The sequence below is a fragment of the Oleiphilus sp. HI0061 genome (assembly GCF_001635675.1).
Genome location: NZ_LWFE01001549.1, coordinates 1 through 906 on the forward strand (window position 1 = coordinate 1; position 906 = coordinate 906).

1 protein-coding gene is annotated in these 906 nt (G+C 41.5%); it reads right to left on the reverse strand.

All coding sequences use genetic code 11. From position 1 onward, the window contains the following. On the reverse strand, positions 1 to 420 hold a 420-nt coding region (locus A3735_RS24165), incomplete at its 3' end, for a YheT family hydrolase (protein ID WP_369820557.1). Between the last annotated feature and the right edge of the window lie 486 nt (positions 421 to 906).

Below are 906 nucleotides of genomic sequence, written 5' to 3' on the forward strand. Positions count from 1 at the left end.
ATTGCCACCAATGCTAAAGCCAACTAAGCAGACCTCTTCGTAACCTTGTGCTATGGCATGCTTAACAACGTATTGTAAGTCTCCTGTTTGACCGCTGTGGTATGACTGGAGCTTTCTGTTTGGTTCGCCACTGCATGAGCGGAAGTTCCAGGCAAGCACATCCCAGTTGTTCTGGAGCGCAATTTTCGCCATGCCGAGTATGTATGGACGTTTACTATGTCCTTCAAGGCCATGACTAAGCACCACAAGCCTTTTAAGAGGGCTTTGCTTGTTCTTGGCCCAATCCAGGTCGATAAAGTCTTGGTCGGGTGTTTCCAGGCGCTCACGAGTATAAAAGTCAGCTGATACCTTTCTGAAAACTGAAGGATAGACGCTCTGAAGGTGGCCATTTCTGGCCCACCAGGGAGGAAGGTATTCCATTTATTTATCACCCAGCAAAAAATATCTGGTGATTATGCGGCAAAACAGGCCGCTGTTAAATACTAAAAGTCGAGAAGCTGTTGAACGAGGAAGCCAAGCATGATGCCAGTGATGCTCATGGCCAATACGATGTCGATAAAGGTAAAAGGTTTACTTTCTTGTCTCATGATCTACTCTCTTCTTTATTTGCGACACTAATTACTCAGGTAATGAACCAGCAGCTAAGATAAGTTTGCTAGTTCACGGTAGGTCGCAATTTAAAATATCCTTGTAATGTCGTTGTGGTTATATTGTAACTAAATTATTGATGCTTTTTAGGGCTCTAATTTAAAACAATGTTAAATGTGAGTTTATGTATCTGAGCGTTTGTTAATTTTTAACAAAGCTAATAGAAACGTCTAATTGCGTCGTTTACATCTAGATACAAAGTAGTTAATTGAGGAAGTTGAATGAATTGGGATCGTGATCGCTTATTAATGGAGTTAG